Source organism: Arenimonas oryziterrae DSM 21050 = YC6267 (assembly GCF_000420545.1).
Taxonomy (GTDB): domain Bacteria; phylum Pseudomonadota; class Gammaproteobacteria; order Xanthomonadales; family Xanthomonadaceae; genus Arenimonas; species Arenimonas oryziterrae.
The window spans coordinates 473,302-489,320 of record NZ_ATVD01000003.1 but is presented as its reverse complement, the minus strand read 5'-3'; the positions used below and the strand labels follow the sequence as shown (position 1 = coordinate 489,320).

Sequence of the window (16,019 nt, the reverse complement as noted above, 5' to 3'; positions counted from 1 at the left end):
GGTCGCTCCTACATGGGTTGGGTCCACGTGGCCGGCGTGAGCGGCGCGAGGCCGTAGCGCGCCCGCGCACGATCGCATTGCGCACTGTGCGTGCCGTCTTCGTAACTGGCCTGGAGCTCGCGACACGGCGACGGCCGCGCGGCATAGATGCGGCAATGCACCGCCTGCCCGACCACGCCCTCGAGCGCGATGCAGTGCGGATCGCGCGCATCGGTGCCGCGCATCGCCAGCACATGCGGACGCACCGGCGCGGTCAGGGCTTCGGGCACGCCGCCGGGATCGGCCGGCGCCGATTCGCTCCAGTGGAAGGCGACGCGAAACGCCGCGCAGCAGGCGCCGCAGCTCAAACAGGGATGGGCGATGGCGGAGCGCTGGGTCACGCGGAATCCCGGCCGAGGGGTAAAGCGCATTATCGGCCAGGCCATGACCTCTGGCGTGTTGTCGGTTCGGATCGATGCGCCTAGGCTCGGGTTCTCATCGGGAGATCGCCATGCATCCGTTCCTGCGCCGCCTCGCCGTATTGCCCCTGCTTGCCGCCGCCGGTGCGGCCGATGCGCAGAGTTCGCCGCCGCCACCCGACTGCCGCGCACCCGAGCATCGCCAGTTCGACTTCTGGCTGGGAGAGTGGGAAGTGCCCGCGCCAGGCAATCAGCCGATGGGCCACAGCCGCATCGAATCGATCCTCGAGGGCTGCGTGATCCTCGAAAACTGGAGCGGCGGTAGCGGTTACTCGGGCAAGAGTTTCAATCTCTACAACCGCGACACCGGTCACTGGGAGCAGTTCTGGGTCGACACCACCGGCAGCCGTCTGCATCTGGTCGGTGGCTGGGCCGAGGGCAAAATGGTGCTCTCCGGACGCCAGGACAAGCCCAATGCCAAGACCGGACTGACCCAGCACGAACGCATCACCTGGACGCCGAATGCCGACGGCACCGTGCGACAGCTGTGGGAAACCTCCAACGACGATGGCAAGACCTGGATCGTCAGCTTCGACGGTCTGTATCGCCGCCCCGCTGCCACGCCCTGAGCGGATTCAGCGCACTTCGAAATTGCGCGTCTGCATCGGCTGGCCATCGACGGAAATCTGCACGCGGTATTTGCCGACCGGCCAGCCTTCGGGATTGCGCACGCTGAAGGTCGTGACCGTCGCCGAGGTCGGCACCAGCACCTGCTCGGTATCGGCGATGAGCTGACCGTCGGCCGTGGTCCATTTGGCCGACATCTTCAGGCCCTGATGCTTGCCCTGGCTGAGCACGGCGGCGTAGATCGCATCCTTGGTGCCGAGCACGTCCTTGCCGACATCGACATTGTTCTCGGCATCGACGGCACTGCCCAGGCGCACCGAGACGATCTCGAATTCGCCCAGATCGAGCGCGGCCGGCGCGGGCTTTTCTTCGCTGGCGAGAAAACCGAACAGACCACCTTCTTTCTTCTCCGGCGCAGGCGCCGGTGCGGTGGCGGCCGCGGGCGTCGTGGCCGGAATCGGTGCAGCCGCCTTCTTGCAGGCCACCAGCGGCGACAGGGCGAGCACGGCAAGGACGATCAGACTCAGACGCGGCATGGGCATTCCTCTCACTGGCGCGAAGTGCGGATGTTTTCCGGCATGAGCCAGCCGGGCGTGCAACGGAACGGATTGATGTCCAGGCCGCCGCGTCGTGTGTAGCGCGCATACACCGACAGCCGGCTCGGCGCGCATTCGCGCAGGATATCCATGAACACGCGTTCGACGCATTGCTCGTGGAAATCGTTGTGTTCGCGAAAGCTCACCAGGTAGCGCAACAGGCCGTCGCGACCCAGACGCGCACCGGTGTAGTGGATCTGCAGGCTGGCCCAGTCGGGCTGGCCGGTCACCGGGCAATTGGATTTGAGCAGGTGCGAGACCAGGGTTTCCTCGACCATCGCTTCGGGATTGACGTACAGCAGATCCGGCCGCGGCGGGCCGTAATGCGTGACCTCGATCGGCAGGTCGTCGATGACCTCGCCCTCGAGCGGCCCAACCGGGGCCGCCTGTTTCGCGGTCGGCGTGGTCAGCACGACCGACACCGGCGCACCGGCGGCGGCGCCGAGATCGCGCGCCAGTTGAGCGCGCAGCGTGTCGGTGTCGGGCACGCGCGTTTGCATGTAGCTGTTGAGATAGAGCTTGAAGCTCTTGGACTCGACGATGTTCGGCGATTCGGCCGGCACGCGGAACTCGGCGATCGCCACGCGCGGTTTGCCGCGCGCATCAAGCCAGCTCAGTTCGAAGGCATTCCAGATGTCGATGCCGATGAACGGCAGGTCGGCGCCGATGCCGAGTTCGGCACGCTTGTCGGCGCGCGCAATCGGAAACAGCAGACCGGGGTCGTAGCTGCCGGCGTAAACGACGGGCTTGCCGAGGCTGGATTGGTCGAGCGGGTCCATGCCCCTATGTTACCTCGCTCCCGCAGACCAAGCAGGAGCCGGCTTGCTGGCGAACACCCGGGTCGCCGGCAAGCCGGCTCCTACCGGGGCGGGGTCCGGCCGCCGGATCAGAACGCCGCGTCGAACGCGACCTCACCTTGCACGCCGACCTGATACGCCGATACGCGACGCTCAAAGAAATTGGTCAGCTCCTGCACGTCCTGCAGATCCATGAACGGGAACGGATTGCTCGCGCCGAACTGCTTGGGCAGGCCCAACTGCGCCAGGCGCTGGTCGGCGACGTATTCCAGATACTGGCGCATGTCGCGGATCGACAATCCGGCCACGCCGCCGGACAGCACGTCCTCGGCGAACTGCAGCTCGCAGTCGACCGCCTCGCGCAGCATCATCGCGACATCGGCCTTCATCTGTTCGTCGAACAACTCCGGCTCTTCTTCGCGCGCGACACGGATGACCTCGAAGGCGAAGGCCATATGCCCGCTCTCGTCGCGGAATACCCAGTTCGTGCCCGAGGCCAGGCCGTGCAGCAGACCGCGCGAACGCAGGTAGTACACGTAGGCGAACGCGCCGAAGAAGAACAAGCCTTCGATGCAGGTCGCGAAGCAGATCAGGTTCAGCAGGAACTGCCGACGCTGTTCGCGGGTTTCCAACCGGTCGAGCGTATTGATCGAATCCATCCAGCGGAAACAGAACTCGGCCTTGTGCCGGATCGCCGGCACGGTCTCGATCGCGTCGAAGGCCTTGGCACGCTGTTCGGGCTCGGGCAGGTAGGTGTCGAGCAAGGTCAGGTAAAACTGCACATGCAGCGCTTCCTCGTACAGCTGGCGCGACAAGTACAGGCGCGCTTCCGGCGCGTTGATGTGCTTGTACAGGTTGAGTACGAGATTGTTGGACACGATTGCGTCGCCGGTCGCGAAAAACGCGACCAGACGCTCGATCAGATGCCGCTCGGCCGGCCCGAACTTGTTGCGCAGGTCGTTGATGTCGGGCGCGAAGTCAACTTCTTCGACCGTCCAGGTATTGCGCACGGCGTCGCGGTACTTCTCGTAGAACTGCGGGTAGCGCATCGGACGCAGCGTGAGGTTGAAGCCGGGGTCGAGCAAGCGGGACGTGGTCATTGGATTCTCTTATGGACTCCCTTCTCCCCCCGGGAGAAGGTGCCCCAAAGGGGCGGATGAGGGCAGCAAAAACAGGGCAGGATCGTCGCAACTTGCCGCCCTCACCCCGGCCCTCTCCCGCGAGCGGGAGAGGGAGTTCTGGCCTTACTGGCAGGCCTCGCAACTTTCGGGATTTTCCAGCGAACAGATCACCGCATCGGTCGCCTGTTCGGTCGTGGTCACCGTGGTCTTGGCGATGCGCGTGGCTGGACGCGAGCGCAGGTAATACGTGGTCTTGATGCCGCGCTTCCACGCGTACATGTACATCGAACTGAGCGCGCCGATGTTCGGACTTTCCATGAACAGGTTCAGCGACGCGGACTGGTCGATGAATGCGCCGCGGTCGGCAGCCATGTCGATCAGGGAGCGCATCGGCACTTCCCAGACGGTGCGGTAGATCTGCCGCAGCGACTCGGGAATCTCGGCGATGCCCTGCACCGAGCCTTCGGCGAGCTTGATGCGATCGCGCATTTCCGGCGTCCAGTGCCCGAGCTTCTTGAGCTCTTCGACCAGATAGCGGTTGACCTGCAGGAAGTCGCCCGACAGGGTTTCGCGCTTGAACAGGTTCGAGACCTGCGGTTCGACGCATTCGTAGCAGCCGGCGATCGAGGCGATCGTCGCCGTCGGGGCGATCGCGATGAGCAGGGAATTGCGCAGACCGTGCTCGCGAATGCGCGCACGCAGCGCATCCCAACGCTCGCCGTTCGACGGCACCACGTCCCAGGCGTCGAACTGCAGTTCACCGTTGGCTGCGCGCGTCTCGTTGAAGGCCGGATGTACGCCGCGTTCCTGCGCCAGCTCCACCGACGCCGAGAGGGCATTGAAATAGATCTCTTCGGCGATCTTCGCCGACAACGCGCGCGCCGCCTCGCTGTCGAAAGGCAGGCGCTGCTGGAAGAACACGTCCTGCAGGCCCATCACGCCCAGGCCGACCGGGCGCCAGCGCAGATTGCCGCGGCGCGCGGATTCGATCGGATAGAAATTCAGGTCGATCACGCGGTCGAGCTGACGCACGGCCAGGCGCACGGTTTCGCTGAGCTTGTCGAAATCGAACTCGGCGTGCTCGTTCAGATGCTGGCCGAGATTGATCGAGCCGAGGTTGCAGACGGCGGTTTCCTCGTAGGTCGTGACTTCGAGGATTTCCGTGCACAGGTTCGACAGGTGGATGACGTTCTTGGGGTGCGCCGTCTGGTTGCTCGCACGATTGCACTTGTCCTTGAAGGTCATCCAGCCGTTGCCGGTCTGGGCGAGCGTGCGCATCATCTTCGCGTACAGCTCGCGCGCCTTCACCTGCTTGGCGGCCAGGCCCGACACTTCCGCGGTCTCGTACGCGCGCTCGAAGTCCGCGCCCCACAGGTCGACGAAATGCGGCACCACGCGCGGATCGAACAGCGACCAGGTGCCGTCGCTCTCGACGCGCTTCATGAACAGGTCCGGGATCCAGTTGGCCAGATTGAGGTTGTGCGTGCGCCGCGCCTCGTCGCCAGTGTTGTCGCGCAGTTCGAGGAACTCCTCGACATCGGCATGCCAGGGTTCGAGATACACGCAGGCCGCGCCCTTGCGCTTGCCGCCCTGGTTGACCGCGGCGACGGACGCGTCGAGCGTCTTGAGCCAGGGCACGATGCCGTTGGACAGACCATTCGTCGAGCGGATCAGCGAGCCGCGCGAGCGGATGCGCGAATACGACAGGCCGATGCCGCCGGAGAATTTCGACAGCATCGCCACATCGCCGTAGCGCGCATAGATCGATTCCAGCGAATCGTCCGGCGAATCGAGCAGGAAGCAGCTCGACAGCTGCTCGTGCGTGGTGCCGGCGTTGAACAAGGTCGGCGAACTCGGCAGGTAGTCCAGGCGCGCCATTCGCCGGTACAGCGCCAGCGCCTCGGGCACGTCCTCGCTGAGCGCGCAGGCGATGCGCAGGAAGAACTGCTGCGGTGTTTCGATGACGGTGCGCGCGGTCGGATGGCGCAGCAGGTAGCGGTCGTACAGCGTGCGCAGGCCGAAATAGTCGAAGCGCAGGTCGTAGCTGGCATCGAGCGAATCGTTGAGCTTGCGGGCATTGGCCTGCACGAACGCGAGCAGACGGTCATTGATCAGGCCGACCTCGTGGCCGCGCGCGATCGACTGCGAGAACGCGTGGATTTCCTGGCCGGTGACTTCCTTCTCGATGAACTGCGCGAGCAGGCGCGCACCGAGACGGCCGTATTCGGGTTCTTCGGCGGTCAGCAGCGCGGCGGTGCGGATCGACAGCTCGTCGAGTTCGCGCGTGGTCGCGCCGTCGTACAGGCCGGAAATGGTGCGCGTGGCCACGCGCATCGGATCGATCGCGTACAGACCCTCGGCGCTGCGCGTCACCGCGCGCACGATCTTGTTCAGGTCGACCGGTTCCTTGCGGCCATTGCGCTTGGTCACGCCCATGACGCCGGCATGCGGCGGCGGCGTGAGATTGAATTGCGGGATGTGTTGCGTGCTCGTGTCGTCGGCGATGCGGTCGACCAAGGTGTCGGTGGGGGTGCTGCTGTGGCTCATGGTGTGGCTCCCGTGCGTGACGCACATCGCGACCTCTCCCTCGGAGGCGGCGGCACGGAGACGGAACGCAGCGACGCTGAACGTCGGTGCGGCCACACCCCCGCGGGCGTGCGGAATCAGGAGGATGGAGACAGGGTGTCGCAGGGCCCGAGAAAGCGCGGTGCGACACCGGCCATCTCCCCCCGGAGATTCCTGGGCCGGTCACCGCGCGGTGTGCATCGCGCGGCTGTCGGCAGGTCTTCGGACTCGTGGACTCCAGGCAGGCGCCTGACCTAGTGACCGTCGCTTCCCGGGGACCGTTGCCCCAGTGCGTTTTGACGGCGTTCGTTTCCACATACCGCTGCGGGGCAGCGCCGGAATCACACCGGCTTCCCTATTAACCCGACCGTGAGGCCGGGACCGACAGACACAAGTTATCGGGGCTAACCCGGTGGGTCAATACTGGATGTTGGGGTCGGGATGTGCATCGGCGCCGCCTCCAGCGAGAAACCGCTGGTGAACCGGCGCGCGACGCCGGTGAGCGGATCGACGAACGCCAGCTGCCGGGCCAGCAGCTGCAAGGGCGCCGAAAAATCGCCGGCGGCGCGCGGGCGCAGCACCGGATACATCCCGTCATTGCAGATCGGCGCCCCCAGCGCGGACAGGTGCACGCGCAACTGATGCTTGCGACCAGTGACGGGTGCCAGGGCGTAATGCCAGAAGTCTTCGCCGCGCGCGATCACGTCGATCCGGGTTTCGCTGTTGGCCGGCCCGTCGATCTCCTGCATGCGGAAGAACGGATCGCCGGCGACGATGCGGCTTATGCGGGTGCAAGGAAATTCCAACTCCGGCAGCGCCGGCGCGATCGCCTCGTAGTTTTTTTCGATGCGTCGCTCGCGAAACAGCGCCTGATAGTGAGCGCGACTGTCCGGATTGGTCGAGAACAACACCAGGCCTGCCGTCTCGCGATCGATCCGGTGCAGGGGCACGAGCGCCGGATTGCCGGTTTGGCGGATCAAGCGGCCGAGCAGGGTTTCATGGACATGCGCGCCCGCCGGCGTGACCGGCAAGTAGTGCGGTTTGTCCGCGACCAGCAGATCGCCATCGACATGCAGCACGACTTCCTCGAACGGAATCGGCGCTTCGTCTGCCACTTCGCGGTAGTAATGCACCTCGAGTCCGACCCGATACGGTGTTTCCGGCGTCAGACCTCGCCCATCGCCGTCGACGACGCGTCCGCGTGCCATGCGCTCCTGCCATTGCTCGCGCGACACGGCGGGAAAGCGCGCGCACAAGCCTTCCAGCACGGTAGACCAGGGCCCCGGCGGCAATTGCAGCGTGCTGGCCGCGAGTCCTTCGATGGGGGCGGGGCGAGTGCGCATGCCGGCAGTGTGTCATGTGGACGTGCAACCGCGACGACCATCGCGGTATCCAAAACCCTGTGACTGTCTTCACGCGCCGCATGAAGCCTCACCAATGCGCAGGGAGCATCGACATGGGGACAGGAATTTCTCGGAGGTTTTGGCTGTTCGCTGTTCGGAATTGCCTCGGTGGAACCGTGCTGGCAGCGGCCATGACGTCAGCGGCGGCCGCGGATGAACCCGGTGCAAGCGCACGCGATCTCGCCAGGCAACAGGTGCAGACCGCGGCCAACGAAATCCGCGTGGCGCTAAGTGACATACAAAAGATCCCCGGGTCTTTCCCCGCCGTATCGGCGGTGATCGTGCAGGGTGACGACACACCCCTGATGTTCGTCCACGGACTGGCCCACGCGGGCCAGCCGGACCGGGTCGATCGCACCTCGCAGTTCTATATCGCCTCGCAGACGAAATCTTTTGTCGCGCTGCTCGCTGCCCGCCTCGATGAAAGCGGCGTGCTGCCGCTCGATACGACGCTGGCGCAGATCTGGCCGCAACTCATCCTGCCCGCGCCTGCGGATCCGACCAGGATCACGATGGTGGACTTGCTGTCGCACCAGGAATCCTTGCGGACAGACACGCTTAATTTTCTGACCGCGTACGTGCGCGCCGTGCCCGCCGCCGACTATCCTGACTTGCTCGCGCGCTATACCGAAGGACGCAGCGCGGGCTTTCGGTACTCCAACCTTGGCGATCTGATCTACGGCGCCGCGCTGGAGACCCGGACTGGCCGACCGTGGCAGGCGTGGCTGCAACAGGAAGTGCTGCAGCCCTTGCGGCTCGACGAGGTCTACAGCCATTCCTCGGCCGTGCCCGCGCACCGGCTGACATGGAATCACCGCTGGGATGGCCAAGCGTGGATCGCGTATCCGCCCAAGCCGGACGAACTCATGCACGCGGCCGGTGGTTTGCTGGCATCTTCAAATGACATGGCGGCTTGGATGCGAGTCAACCTGCGTCGGCGCTCGCCCACGGGCCTGCCTTCGGCACAAAGCTTCGAGCTTGCGCAACGCCCACTGGCAAAGGCGAACCTGTCGGACGGCGAGTTCGTCTGCGACGGCTACAGCCTCGGCTGGTATTCATGCGCGTACAAGCACCAGCCCGTGCTCATGCATCCGGGCAGCTATCGGGGTGTGGTGTCTTTCACTGTCCTGCTGCCGGCGACGGAGTCGGGCTTTTCGCTGGTGGTCAACAGCGATAGCGCCATCGAAGGCCTGGGGCTTGAACTGATCAAGGCCTTCATTGGCACGGCCACGGGACAAGGCAGCGAGACCGAACGTCTGCGCAAGGCGGTCGCCGACTATCCCGGCCGCCTGGAACGTCTCGTTGCCGGCCGACGGGAGGCCGTGCAAAAGGCCCGCAGCGAGGATGCGTGGGGTGGCTGGACGTGGTCGCCGTCCCGCAGGGAGACGAAACGCTACGTTGGAACATTTCATAGCGATCGTCTCGGCACGCTCGTTGTCCTGCAGGGCGCTGCGGGCTTGGAAGCCCGACTGGGTGCGATGCGCCTGAGCTTGACGCCGGCCAGCGCCGGTCTGTTCGGCATCAGCGAGTCTGCCCTGGATGCGCCCGAGGTCTTTCGCTATGCCGACGATGTCGGGTCGCTGCGCTGGAGCGACGACACCTTCACCCGAGTGGACGCAGCGCCTGCGAAGACGCCTCCCGACGAATAGTCGCGCTCTCCTCCCGCGTTACTTCCGGCACGCTCCCGGTGACGTGATCGGGTCTAGCGTGGCCACGCAGCGATCATCGCGATCCGCTGGCGCGGAGGAGACGACATGCCGACCATCGATCGCCGCCATTTCCTGAAACTCGCCGCCGCGCTGGGCGCGACCCTGGCCTGGGGCTCCGCGTCCGGGCGCCGATCGAAGAGCGGCTGGCGCGAGCGTCGCGACCTGTATCCGCAGGGCGTCGCCTCGGGCGATCCCGACGACAACAGCGTCCTGCTCTGGACGCGACGCCCGTATGCGGACGGGCGCGCGAGCGCCACGCTGTTGGTCGAAATTGCCGACGATCCGGCGTTCACGCAGGTGATAGCGACCACGGCAGCGAAGGTGCAAGCCGAGTCCGACTGGACGTGCCGCGTGCTGGTCGGCCACCTGCCGCCGGCCGGCGAATACTGGTACCGCTTCGTGGACGAGGAAGGCAACGGCAGCCGCATCGGACGCACGCTCACCGCGCCCAGCCCCGACGACAACCGCCCGACGAAGTTCGCCTTCGTCAGCTGCCAGTGCCTCCCCGAAGGCTACGGCAACGGCTATCGGCGGATGATCTACGAGGACGAAAAAGCCCAACCCGAGGAGCGCCTCGGCTTCGTGCTGCACCTGGGCGACTTCATCTACGAAGTGGTGCAGTACCCCGACCAGGTCAAGAACGGCCGCTACGACCGCCAGCTCACTTTCCCGATCAAGTACCCGAAGGGCAAGACCGTCGCCAAGAACCGCTTCTGGGTGCCGGACTCGCTGGAGGATTATCGCGTCGCCTACAAGGCTTACCTGCAGGATCCGGATCTGCAGGATGCGCGCGCGCGTTGGCCGTTCGTGTGCATCTGGGACAACCACGAGATCTCCTGGAACGGCTGGCAGTCCATCCAGGAATTCGCCGGCACCGAGGGCTGGGTGCCCGCGCAGACGCTGAAGGTCGCGGGTAACCAGGCCTGGTTCGAATTCCAGCCGGCGCGCGTGTTGCCCCCGGGCTCCAAGCTCGACACCTTCAGCGCGCCGACCGTCCAGGACGTGCCGTTGAAAGTCACTGACTTCGACGACACGGGCCTGGGCACCGAGCCCAACAACCTCGCCGCCATCAACAGCCTGATCATCTATCGCGCCTTGCGCTGGGGCCGGCACATCGACTTGCTGCTCACCGACAACCGCAGCTTCCGCTCGCGCGATCCTGGCAACCACGACGAGATCAATCCGCTGTTCGAGGGCGACACGCTGGGCTTCGTGCCCGAGGAACTGTGGGCGCAGCTCGACGGCGGTCGCGAGTACAACGGTGGCAATCCACCCGCGAAGCTCAGCATCGGCGACAAGAGCGTGGACAACTACGTGGCCAAGGCGGCGCCGCAGACGATGCTCGGTGCCAAGCAGAAGGCCTGGTTCCTCGACAAGCTGCGCAATGCGCAGGCCACCTGGAAGGTCTGGGGCAACTCACTGGGCACGCTGGAAACGCGCGTCGACCCGCAGAACCTGCCGCCCGGAATCGGCATGTGGAAGGGCAAGGGCTACGGCCTCATGTCCGTGTACGACTGGGGCAGCATGTTCTCCGAGCGCGCGGAGATCTACGACACCGTGCGCGATGCCGGCATCACCGGATTCGCGATCGTCGCCGGCGACCGCCACAGCTTCTGGGCGGGCTACGCGGCCAAGGCCTTGCCGCCCGCCGCCTTCGAGCCGGTGGGCGTCAGCTTCGTGGGGGGGTCGATGATTTCCGTCGGCAGCGCCGAGGCCAACGAGTACAACCAGAAGAAGGAAAACAATCCGACGCGCGGCTTGTACATCGCCGAGGACAAAGACGGAAAGCCCCAATGCACCGAGAACCTGACGCTGCGCCACGGCGTGCGCTCGGCGCTGGAGTACGCCAGCAGCAAGGATCTACAGAAGGCGCTCGCGGTGCGCAATCCCGAGCTGGCCCCGCACCTGACCTTCGTCGACAACGGCGGCCACGGCTACGCGACGGTGCGCGTTGACGCCAACACGATGGTCACCGAGTTCGTCTGCATCCCGCGGCCGATCACGCGCAGTGCCACGCCGGACGGCGGCCCACTGCGGTATCGCGTTCGCCACGAAGTGCCGCTGTGGCGGCCGGGCGAACCGCCGCAGATGCGCCAGACCGTCGTCGAAGGTGATACCGGATTGTCGGTCTGAGATCGTGCCGGCGCTGACTTACGGTCGCGGCGCGCTCAGATAGTCCAGGCTCACCTGCAGCATCGCGCGCGTGCCCAGGCCCATCGCCGATTCGTCGAGGAAGAATTTCGGCGAATGGTTCGAGGCCGCCTGGCTCGCATCCTGGCCGGCCGGCGTCGCGCCGACGAAAAAGAACATCGCCGGGACTTCCTTGGCGTAGTACGCAAAATCTTCGGCACCCATCGTCAGCGGCACGTCGATGACATGGTCTGCGCCCGCTGCGCGCTCCAGGCTCGGACGCATGCGCGCGGTGAGCCCGGGATTGTTCACGAGCACCGGGTTGCCGAGCTGGTCGGGAATCTGCGTGAGCACGGTCGCACCGTTCGCGGCGGCGATGTGTTCGGACACGTTTTTCAGATCGGCGAAGGTACGCTGACGCATGCCTTCGTCGAAGGTGCGGATGGTGCCGATGAGTTCGACCTCGTCGGGAATGATGTTATAGCGGATACCGCCCTTGATCGCCCCGAAGGTCACGACGACCGGCAGGCGTGAAATGTCGGTGCGCCGGCTGACGATGGTCTGCGCGCTGCCGATGAGATCGGCGGCGGTCACGATCGGGTCGACGCCATTCCACGGACGCGAACCGTGCGTTTGCCGGCCTTTGACGACGATGCGGAAACGATCGGATGCGGCCATCGTCGGTCCCGGACGAATGCCAATCTGGCCGGCGTTGAGCGAACTCATCACGTGCAGGCCGAACACCGCCTCGGGTTTGAAATCGCGGAACAGGCCTTCGGCGAGCATTTGCGGCGCGCCGCCGGTTTCGGCATCGGGCGCACCTTCCTCAGCGGGCTGGAAAATGAACATGACTTCGCCGGGCAGATCCGCCTTCATCGAGACGAGGGCTTCGGCGACGCCCATGAGCATCGCGGTATGCGCATCGTGACCGCAGGCATGCATGACGCCGACGGTTTCGCCGCGATAGGTGCTGGTGGCCTTGGAGGCGAACGGCAGGCCGGTCTGTTCGGTCACCGGCAACGCGTCCATGTCGGCGCGCAGGGCGATGCGCGGACCGGGCTTGCCGCCTTTGAGAATCGCGACGACGCCGGTATGCGCGACACCGGTGCGCACCTCGAGGCCGAGCGAGCGCAGGTGTTCGGCGACGAGTTTCGAGGTGCGGAATTCGCGGTTGCCGAGCTCAGGGTTCTGGTGGAAGTCATGGCGCCAGGCGATGACTTTCGCGTTCACGGCCTGCGACAGGACGGCCGCACGATCCGGCGTTTGTTCCGCCAAGGCGGGCAAGGCGGCGATGAGCAGGAACGGAGCGAGCAGGGCAAGACGCATGGCGGAATCCTCGGGGTCGGGGCCGATGTTACATGCTCGCGAATTGGAAGAACGCTGGCCGCTACAACGTGCGTGTCTTTTCCTTGCGCGGGAGCAGCAGCGCCCAGGCCATGCCCGTCGCGAGCAGGGGCCAGGCGAGGTAGCGGAATTCCGCGCTGCCAGAAACCAGCGCCAAAGGCAGGGCATAAGCCAGACAGGACGCCGCCGTCGCGGCGGCGAGACCCGCAGCCGGCGCGCGGTGCAGACGTGCGAAGCCGACGAGCATCGCCAGCGCCGCGAGGCACAAATAAATCCAACCCGCGAATAAAGGCGTGTCGATCAGGCGCATAAGCGACGCTAGCACGCGCGCATGCAGCGGCGAACGCACGAGCGGCGGCGTGGGATTGTCCTCATAAACCGTGCGGCCCGGCGAGAACACCTGGTCATCGGGCAGGCCGGCGCGATCCCCGCCGAACAGCAGCACGGCCAGGCGCAGGCGATGCGCGAAATACGCGCGCGGATGCTCGACGGGCAAACGCCAGGCGAGATCGCGCAACGCGGCGGTCTGTTCGTCGGTGTAGGGCCCATCGAGGCTGTGGAAGATCTGCCCCGATTCGTAGACGGTCGTATTGCTGTAGTCGGTGTAATGCGCGCGTACATCGGCCAGCGTCAACGTCGGCGCGCGCAGCGGCGCGGGAATGAGCAGACGGTTTTCCGCGAGCGACACGGCGGCAGCGTCCCACAGGGTCACGGCCGACCAGACGCTGTCGACCGGACGCACGCGCGCATCCAGGGTCGGAAGTTTGGCGGCAAACACGGCCGCGACCGTGAGCACACCGGCGACGGTCAGCACCCAGCCCCGGCCCACGCGGGCGCCATGGAAGGCCAGGCCTTCGCGCCATGCGAGCCACAACAACAAGGGCAAGGCGCCGGTGATCGCGTTGTGGCGGAAGGCACAGGCCGCGACGAGTGCGAACCACGCGCCCAGGCGCAGCGCGCGCGAAGGACGACGCAGTTCGCGGGTCAGGAACACCAGCGCCCAGGCGAACGCGAGCAAGGTCCACAGATCCTTCCACACATGCAGCGACAGGCCGAACAGCGGCGGCCAGAATCCGAACACGAGCACCAGGCCGATGCGCGCCCATGCCGGCCACGGCAGTGCCGCGGCAAACGCGGCGAGCGCACTCCAGATCAGCACGATCTGCAACGCGAACATCCCGCCCGGTCCGGGCCAGACAACTTCGACCGCGCGCCAGATCATCGCCAGCAGCGGCGGATGCGTGCCGTCGAACTGGCCGTGCCGCGCCTGCCACCATTGATAGGCCGAATCCCAGCTCAGGTAGCCGGGCGAAAAAACCATCAAGGTGAACACGATGCCGCACAGCGCCGCCCCCCAGGGCGCGAGCGCGGCGAGCCGCTTCACGGCCGGTGCTCCAGCGCGAGGTAGTCGGCGCTCTGCATTTCGATCAGGCGCGAGGACGTGCGTTCGAACTCGCGCTCCACGCGTTCGCCCTGGTACAGCGAGAGCGGATCGGCCGCGGCAGACAGCAGCAGGTTCACATGGCGGTCGTAGATCTCGTCGATGAAATAGACAAAGCGACGCGCGGGGTCTTCATTGCCGCGGTCGAAACGCGGCACGTGCGAAACGAACACGGTATGGAAATCGCGCGCGATCTCGATGTAGTCGGCGGCCGAGCGCGGACCGTCGCACAGCGCGGCGAACTCGAACCAGACCACGCCGTCGGCGAGCGCCTTGACCGGGATGTCGCGGTCGTTGATGCGCAAGGGCCCGGCTTCGCGCGGCGAATGCGCGACCAAGCGCTCGAACTGCGCGGCGAGCGCGGCCTCGCTGTCGGCATCGGCGGGCGTGTGATACGTCGCCGCGTGGCGCAGATGGCGCAGTCGGTAGTCCTGCTGGCTTTCGAGCTTGAGCACGACGCAATGCGCCTCGATCAGCGCGATCGCGGGCAGGAAACTTGTGCGCTGCAGGCCGTCGCGGTACAGCTCGCCGGGCACGGTGTTGGAGGTCGTCACCAGGGTCACGCCGCGTGCGATGAGCTGGTCGAGCAGGCGCCCGAGGATCATCGCGTCGCCGATGTCGCCGACGAAAAACTCGTCGAGCACGAGCAGGCGCATGTCTTCGGCCAGATCCTTCGCGACCACCGCGAGCGTGTCGGCGGTATCGGGCAGCGCGCGCAGGCGGGCGTGCACCTCGCCCATGAAACGGTGGAAATGCCAGCGACGTCGCGGGAAATCCGGCAACGAATCGAACAGCAAATCGGTCAGAAAGGTCTTGCCGCGGCCAACACCTCCCCACAGATACAGCCCCGGCACCGCGACCGGATCGCGAAAACGCGCGGCGAGCTTTTCCAGCACACCGTCCGGTTGCGCCGCAAGCAACGCGTCGTGGATGCGGTCGAGTTCGACCAGCGCGGCCTGCTGCGCGGGATCGGCGGTCCAGTGGCCGGCGGCGATGCCAGCGGCATAACGCTGCGAGGGGGTTTCGTTCGCGATGCTCATCGATTTCCCTCTCCGCACCGGGGAGAGGGCCAGGGTGAGGGGCGTGTCCAGTCGCTGCGGCAGCTAGAAGCTCCCCTCATCCGGCTTGCGGCCACCTTCTCCCCGCAAGCGGGGAGAAGGAAGTCGCGAGAGTTTTTGCAGGGCGCCGAAATCACCGGCGCCTTACGACGCCAGCGGCGGCGGAAGATTCTTGCGCACGCCGTTCTTGATCGCACCGCGCAGATCGAGCAGGCGGCGGTGGAAGAAGTGCCCGGTCTCGGGCATGCGCACGACCGTCGGCGCCGGTTGCTGGCGCGCCATCCAGTCAAAAACTTGCTGCGCCGACACGATCTCGTCGGCTTCGCCCTGCACAACCAGCCACGGACAGGTCGGCGGCAGCACGCCGGCGAAATCACGCAGGCCGACCGGCGGCGCGATCGAAATCATCTGCTGCACCGGCAACTGCCGCGCGCCCATGAGCGCGACCCAGGAGCCGAAGGAAAATCCCGCCAGCCACAGCGCATCGTCCGGCCGGGCCTTGCGCACCCAGTCGGCGACCGCCATGAGGTCGAGCACTTCGCCGCGACCATTGTCGAACTCGCCTTCCGACTGCCCGACCCCGCGGAAGTTGAAACGCACCGTGACCAGGCCGAGCTCGTTGAGCGCGCGCGCGGTCATCGTCACGACCTTGTTGTGCATCGTGCCGCCGTCGGGCGGATTGGGATGGCAGACGATCGCGACGCCGCGGCGCGCATCCGCCGGCTCGGGATAGTCGACCGCGACTTCCAGCGCACCGGCCGGCCCGTGCAGCAGCACGGTGCCGAGCACGTCAGGGAAGGCGGGAGCGGGAGGCGGGGTCGTGGTCATGG

At 66.0% G+C, this 16,019-nt stretch carries 13 protein-coding genes and 1 riboswitch; of the genes, 3 read left to right on the top strand and 10 right to left on the bottom strand.

What is annotated here, in order from left to right; genetic code table 11:
• Positions 1 to 8: 8 nt before the first annotated feature.
• Positions 9 to 380, bottom strand: coding sequence for a YkgJ family cysteine cluster protein (locus G467_RS0110565; protein ID WP_022969713.1), 372 nt, complete (start codon positions 378 to 380; stop codon positions 9 to 11).
• A 110-nt stretch (positions 381 to 490) separates the two neighbouring features.
• On the opposite strand from G467_RS0110565, the gene G467_RS16355 reads away from it, so the two are divergent.
• On the top strand, positions 491 to 1,027 hold the full coding sequence (locus G467_RS16355) for a hypothetical protein (protein WP_022969712.1): 537 nt from the start codon (positions 491 to 493) through the stop codon (positions 1,025 to 1,027).
• Positions 1,028 to 1,033: 6 nt separating this feature from the next.
• Here the strand turns inward: G467_RS16355 and G467_RS17560 are convergent, their stop codons facing one another.
• From G467_RS17560 to G467_RS16345, 5 genes are all read right to left on the bottom strand, one after another.
• Entirely contained in the window at positions 1,034 to 1,561 is a 528-nt protein-coding gene (locus G467_RS17560; protein WP_022969711.1) for a hypothetical protein, read from the bottom strand.
• A gap of 11 nt (positions 1,562 to 1,572) precedes the next feature.
• Positions 1,573 to 2,400 (bottom strand): NADPH-dependent 7-cyano-7-deazaguanine reductase QueF, encoded by an 828-nt coding sequence (gene queF / locus G467_RS0110550; protein WP_022969710.1) that lies wholly within the window; start codon positions 2,398 to 2,400, stop codon positions 1,573 to 1,575.
• A gap of 107 nt (positions 2,401 to 2,507) precedes the next feature.
• Entirely contained in the window at positions 2,508 to 3,518 is a 1,011-nt protein-coding gene (locus G467_RS0110545; protein WP_022969709.1) for a ribonucleotide-diphosphate reductase subunit beta, read from the bottom strand.
• Between the two features lie 144 nt (positions 3,519 to 3,662).
• Positions 3,663 to 5,975, bottom strand: coding sequence for a ribonucleoside-diphosphate reductase subunit alpha (locus G467_RS0110540; protein ID WP_245559065.1), 2,313 nt, complete (start codon positions 5,973 to 5,975; stop codon positions 3,663 to 3,665).
• 325 nt (positions 5,976 to 6,300) lie between these two features.
• A riboswitch (cobalamin riboswitch) is annotated at positions 6,301 to 6,505 on the bottom strand.
• A gap of 3 nt (positions 6,506 to 6,508) precedes the next feature.
• Positions 6,509 to 7,447 carry a pseudouridine synthase gene (locus G467_RS16345; RefSeq protein ID WP_022969707.1) on the bottom strand — a complete coding sequence of 313 codons (939 nt, stop codon included), beginning with the start codon at positions 7,445 to 7,447 and terminating at the stop codon, positions 6,509 to 6,511.
• A 14-nt stretch (positions 7,448 to 7,461) separates the two neighbouring features.
• On the opposite strand from G467_RS16345, the gene G467_RS0110530 reads away from it, so the two are divergent.
• A complete protein-coding gene (locus G467_RS0110530; RefSeq protein WP_081644640.1) occupies positions 7,462 to 9,156 on the top strand; it encodes a serine hydrolase domain-containing protein in 1,695 nt (564 codons plus the stop codon).
• 105 nt (positions 9,157 to 9,261) lie between these two features.
• Positions 9,262 to 11,349 (top strand): alkaline phosphatase D family protein, encoded by a 2,088-nt coding sequence (locus G467_RS0110525; protein ID WP_022969705.1) that lies wholly within the window; start codon positions 9,262 to 9,264, stop codon positions 11,347 to 11,349.
• 18 nt (positions 11,350 to 11,367) lie between these two features.
• On the opposite strand, the gene G467_RS0110520 is transcribed toward G467_RS0110525, so the two are convergent.
• The 4 genes from G467_RS0110520 to G467_RS0110505 all read right to left on the bottom strand — a co-directional run bounded on the left by G467_RS0110520 (position 11,368) and on the right by G467_RS0110505 (position 16,017).
• Positions 11,368 to 12,672: an amidohydrolase gene (locus tag G467_RS0110520; RefSeq protein ID WP_022969704.1), complete on the bottom strand. Its 1,305-nt coding sequence runs from the start codon at positions 12,670 to 12,672 to the stop codon at positions 11,368 to 11,370.
• Positions 12,673 to 12,733: 61 nt separating this feature from the next.
• Positions 12,734 to 14,074 carry a hypothetical protein gene (locus tag G467_RS0110515; RefSeq protein WP_022969703.1) on the bottom strand — a complete coding sequence of 447 codons (1,341 nt, stop codon included), beginning with the start codon at positions 14,072 to 14,074 and terminating at the stop codon, positions 12,734 to 12,736.
• Positions 14,071 to 15,165, bottom strand: coding sequence for a cell division protein ZapE (gene zapE, locus G467_RS0110510; RefSeq protein ID WP_026802583.1), 1,095 nt, complete (start codon positions 15,163 to 15,165; stop codon positions 14,071 to 14,073). The genes G467_RS0110515 and zapE overlap by 4 nt, the downstream gene beginning before the upstream one ends.
• A 168-nt stretch (positions 15,166 to 15,333) precedes the next feature.
• Complete coding sequence (locus G467_RS0110505; RefSeq protein ID WP_022969701.1) at positions 15,334 to 16,017, bottom strand: alpha/beta hydrolase; 684 nt, start codon at positions 16,015 to 16,017, stop codon at positions 15,334 to 15,336.
• Positions 16,018 to 16,019 lie beyond the last annotated feature (2 nt).